The sequence below is a fragment of the Acidovorax sp. KNOB132 genome, from assembly GCF_057541515.1.
In genome coordinates this window covers 1-4,190 of record NZ_BAAJYT010000294.1, presented here as the reverse complement: position 1 = coordinate 4,190, position 4,190 = coordinate 1, and the positions used below count along the sequence as shown (strand labels likewise).

The 4,190-nt window shown below is 70.4% G+C and carries 3 protein-coding genes; all 3 read right to left on the bottom strand.

Annotated features, from left to right (window positions below; genetic code table 11):
• Positions 1–24: 24 nt before the first annotated feature.
• Positions 25–1,491, bottom strand: a complete 1,467-nt coding sequence (locus AC27IO_RS21235; RefSeq protein WP_284407307.1) for a TrkH family potassium uptake protein — start codon at positions 1,489–1,491, stop codon at positions 25–27.
• Positions 1,492–1,534: 43 nt separating this feature from the next.
• Positions 1,535–3,025, bottom strand: a complete 1,491-nt coding sequence (gene trkA, locus AC27IO_RS21230) for a Trk system potassium transporter TrkA (protein ID WP_284401549.1) — start codon at positions 3,023–3,025, stop codon at positions 1,535–1,537.
• A gap of 45 nt (positions 3,026–3,070) precedes the next feature.
• The coding region (locus AC27IO_RS21225) for a glutamate-5-semialdehyde dehydrogenase (protein WP_498740617.1) at positions 3,071–4,190 on the bottom strand (1,120 nt) is incomplete at its 5' end.

The window sequence follows — 4,190 nt, the reverse complement described above, 5'->3', positions numbered from 1 at the left end:
GGCCCGCCCGGCCGCCGCCCCGCGCTACCGCCGCCAGAACGCCGGGGTGAGCAACACCATGAAGCTCAGGATCTCCAGCCGCCCGAGCAGCATGGCCAGGGTGCAGACCCAGAGCTGGAACTCGGTGAGCACCGCGTAGGTGGCCGACGGCCCGAGCAGCCCCAGGCCCGGCCCCGTGCAGTTGACGCTGGCCAGCACGGCGGAGAACGCGCTCACCAGGTCCAGATCGGTCAGCAGCAGCACCATGCTCAGCACCGTGACGGTGGCGCCATAGACCAGCATGAACGCCAGCACCGAGAAGATCATGCGGTGGTCCACCACCGCGCGGCCCAGGCGCACGGGCTGCACGGCGCGGGGGTGGGCCAGGCGCGTCATCTCGCGGCGGGCCTGCTTCAGCAGGATCAGCATGCGCACCATCTTGATGCCGCCGCCCGTCGATCCCGCGCTGGTGGCCACGCCCGACAGCATGAGCATGAAGATCGGCGCGAACACCGGCCAGGCCAGGTAGTCGGTGGTGGCAAAGCCCGTCGTCGTGGCGACCGACACCACATGGAAGAACCCGTGCCGCAGCGCCGCCAGCGGCGCATAGATGTCCTTGGCCCACAGCAGCAGCGCGACGAACAAACCGCCGCCCAGCAGCGTGAGCACGGTGGCGCGCATCTCGGGGTCGCACCACAGGCTGCGCCAGTGGCCCTTGCGCAGCGCGACGAAATACAGCGCGAAGTTGCAGCTGGCCACCACCATGAACACCACCGCGATGGATTCGAGCAGCGGCGACTGGAAATGGCCGAAGCTGCTGTCGTGCGACGACAGCCCGCCCAGGCTCACCGTGGTGAACATGTGCATGACGGCATCGGCCGGCGGCATGCCGCCCAGCCAGTAGGCCAGCGCACACGCCAGCGAAAAGAGCACGTACACGCCCCACAGCCCCTTGGCGGTTTCGGTCATGCGCGGGGTGAGCTTGGTGTCCTTGACCGGGCCAGCGGCCTCGGCCTTGAAGAGCTGGCTCGCGCCCACGCCCAGCAGCGGCAGCACGGCCACCGCCAGGATCAGGATGCCCATGCCGCCCAGCCACTGCATGAAGGTGCGCCACACGTTGATCGACAGCGGCAGCGCATCCAGCCCCGTCAGCACGGTGCCGCCCGTGGTGGTCAGGCCCGAGACGGCCTCGAAGTACGCATGCGTGAACGATATCGGCCGGCCGATCTGGTGCATGGCCAGCAGCAGCGGCAGCGCGGCGAAGAGCGGCAGCACCACCCACACGAGCGCGACGAGGATGATGCCGTGGCGCGGCTGCAGTTCGCGCGCCTGGTGGCGCAGACCCGCCCACAGCCCGCCGCCGCACAGCAGCGTGGCCGCCAGGGCGCCGGCGTATTGCGGCCACAGGCCGTCGCCCGTCCACCAGGAGGCCGCCAGCGGCACGCCGAAAGCCAGCGAGAACAGGGCGAGCAGCGCGCCCAGCACGCGCAGAACGGGAAGAAGGTCCGCCATGGTGTCGGTGTGGAAGGAAACGAAGAGGGTCGGGGGCGCGGGTTCAGAAGAACGTGGCGCCCAGGCGGAAGGCCTTTTCCACATCGCGCACCAGCCGCTTGTTCGGCAGGAAGAACACCACGTGGTCCCCGCTTTCGATCACCGTGTGGCTGCGCGGGATGATGACCTGGGGTTCGGCGAAGGCGTCCGGGCCATCGCCCTCGGCCAGCGCCGCATCCGCCCCCGGCTCCGCGCCGGACAGCCCGCGCACGATCAGCCCCATGTGCACCTCGGGCGGCAGGTGCAGGTCGCCGACCTTGCGGCCCACCACGCGCGAGCTCTTGCGGTCGCCGCGCGCCACGATCTCCAGCGCCTCGGCCACGCCCCGGCGCAGGCTGTGCACGGCCTGCACGTCGCCGCGGCGCACGTAGGCCAGCAGCTCGCCCAGCATGGCCTGCGCGGGCGACAGCGCGATGTCGATCTGCGTGCCGTGCATCAGGTCGGCGTAGGAGCGCCGGTTGATCAGCGCCAGCACGCGGCTCGCGCCCATGCGCTTGGCCAGCAGGCAAGCCATGATGTTGTCCTCGTCGTCGTCGGTGAGCGCGAGGAACAGGTCCACCTCCTCGACGTTCTCGTCGCCCAGCAGGTCTTCGTCCGTGGCATCGCCCTGCAGCACCAGCACCTCGGAGGGCAGCGTGGAGGCCAGCTCGACGCAGCGGTCCGGATCGCCCTCGATCACCTTGATGTGAAAGCGCCCCTGCTGCGCCAGCTGCCGCGCCAGGCGCAGGCCCACGCGGCCGCCGCCGGCGATCATGATGCGGCGCACCGCCCGCGCGGGCTGGCCGTCGCGCTGGTGCATGGCGGCCAGCACCTGGGGGATGTGCTCGCGCGCGGACAGCACGAAGACCTCGTCGCCCGCCGCGATGCGCGTGTCGCCGTCGCAGGCGATGAAGCGGTCGGGCTCTTCGGGAAAGCGGCGGTAGATGGCCACCATGCGCATGGCCACGTCCGGGATGCCGGCCCGCATGTCGGCGATGCGCACGCCCGCCACGGTCGCGCCGGCCCGCACGCGCACCGACACCAGGCACGCCCGGCCGCCGGCGAATTCGCGCACCTGCAGCGCCTCGGGGTACTCCACCAGCTTGCCGATGTAGCGCGTCAGCGATTCCTCGGGGCAGATGATGCGGTCCACCGCGAAGCCGTCCTTGCCCAGCAGCAGCGCGGCCTGCTCGCGGTCGTGCTCGAAGCCGGAGGAGCGCACCCGCGCGATGCGTGTGGGCACGTTGAAGAGCAACTGCGCGACCTTGCAGCACACGAGGTTGGTCTCGTCCTGCGCGGCGCAGGCGATGAGCAGGTCGGTGTCGCGCGCGCCGGCCTCGGCCAGCACCTCGGGGTCGATGCCGTTGCCCACCACGCCGCGCAGGTCGAAGCGCGATTCCAGATCGCGCAGGCGCTGGGCGTCCGTGTCGATGACGGTGATGTCGTTCTGCTCGGACACGAGGCTGTCGGCCACGCTGCAGCCGACGCGGCCCGCGCCGAGGATGATGATTTTCATGTCAGTGTTTTGGGCTGGACCGGACCGCAGGCTCGATGGGGACCGTCAGCCGCGCACTTCGCCTTCGCCCAGCACCACGTACTTGAGCGAGGTCAGGCCCTCGATGCCCACCGGGCCGCGGGCATGGAACTTGTCGGTGCTGATGCCGATCTCGGCGCCCAGCCCGTACTCGAAGCCGTCGGCGAACCGGGTGCTGGCGTTGACCATCACGCTGGCCGAATCCACCTCGCGCAGGAAGCGCTGGGCGTGGCCGTGGTGGGTGGTGAGGATGGCGTCGGTGTGGTGGCTGGAGTAGCGGTTGATGTGGGCGATGGCCTCGTCCAGGCCGTCCACCACCTTCACGCTGATGATCGGGGCGAGGTATTCCTCGCTCCAGTCCTGCTCGGTGGCGGGCACCAGCTTCGCGCCCGGCACGCCGGCCAGCAGGGCAAGCGATTCGGGGCAGCCGCGCATCTCCACGCCCTTGGCGGCATAGACCGCGCCGATCTGCGGCAAAAAGGCGGCCGCCGCGCCGCGCGCCACCAGCAGGCTCTCGCTGGCGTTGCACGGGCTGTACTTGTTCGTCTTGGCGTTGTCGGCCACCTTCACCGCCATGGCGATGTCGCAGGGGTCGTCCACATAGGTGTGGCAATTGCCGTCCAGGTGCTTGATGACCGGCACCTTGGCGTCGCGGCTGATGCGCTCGATCAGGCCCTTGCCGCCGCGCGGGATGATGACGTCCACGTACTCGGGCATGGCGATCAGGTGGCCCACGGCCTCGCGGTCGGTGGTCTGCACCAGCTGCACCGCGTCCTCGGGCAGGCCGGCCTCGGCCAGGGCCTGCTGCACCAGGGCCGCCAGGGCCTTGTTGGAGTCGATGGCCTCGGAGCCGCCGCGCAGGATGCAGGCGTTGCCGCTCTTGATGCTGAGGCTCGCGGCCTCGATGGTCACATTGGGGCGGCTCTCGTAGATCATGCCGAACACGCCGATGGGCACGCGCATCTGGCCGACGCGGATGCCGCTGGGCTGCTGGCGCATGCCGGTGATCTCGCCGATCACGTCGCCCATGGCGGCGAGCTGCTCGCAGCCGAGCGCGCAGGTTTCCAGCACCTTGGGGGTGAGCTTCAGGCGGTCGACCATGGGCTCGGCCAGGCCGGCGGCGCGGGCGCGCTCCAGGTCGCGGGCG

Bases quoted from the DNA above. Each gene is read 5' to 3' on its own strand.
- AC27IO_RS21235 (WP_284407307.1), bottom strand. From the start codon at position 1,491: ATGGCGGACCTTCTTCCCGTTCTGCGCGTGCTGGGCGCGCTGCTCGCC.
- trkA (WP_284401549.1), bottom strand. From the start codon at position 3,025: ATGAAAATCATCATCCTCGGCGCGGGCCGCGTCGGCTGCAGCGTGGCC.